The sequence below is a fragment of the Chryseomicrobium imtechense genome, assembly GCF_041475995.1.
Classification (GTDB): Bacteria; Bacillota; Bacilli; order Bacillales_A; family Planococcaceae; genus Chryseomicrobium; species Chryseomicrobium aureum.
The window spans coordinates 1-276 of record NZ_JBGOBM010000055.1; the positions used below are offsets into that span (position 1 = coordinate 1).

The 276-nt window shown below is 43.5% G+C and carries 1 rRNA gene; it reads left to right on the forward strand.

What is annotated here, in order from left to right:
* Positions 1-201 precede the first annotated feature (201 nt).
* A 5S ribosomal RNA gene (gene rrf / locus AB5N96_RS13595) occupies positions 202-276 on the forward strand; the annotation flags it as partial.

Below are 276 nucleotides of genomic sequence, written 5' to 3' on the forward strand. Positions count from 1 at the left end.
GGTCTTCGTCTTATCGGGTGCGGCCGGTCTGGGAGCGTGTTTCTAGGTCACGGAACTCGACAACATTTAGATGTGGACTCGATTCCACAACTGAACACAATCAATTGTCATTCTATCCAGTTTTGAAAGAACAAATTTTATTGAGAAAACACTTGTAATACTGAGTGGGTTTGATATAATAAGTCTTGTCTTTCAAATAAGTCTAGTGATGATGGCGAAGAGGTCACACCCGTTCCCATACCGAACACGGAAGTTAAGCTCTTCAGCGCCGATGGT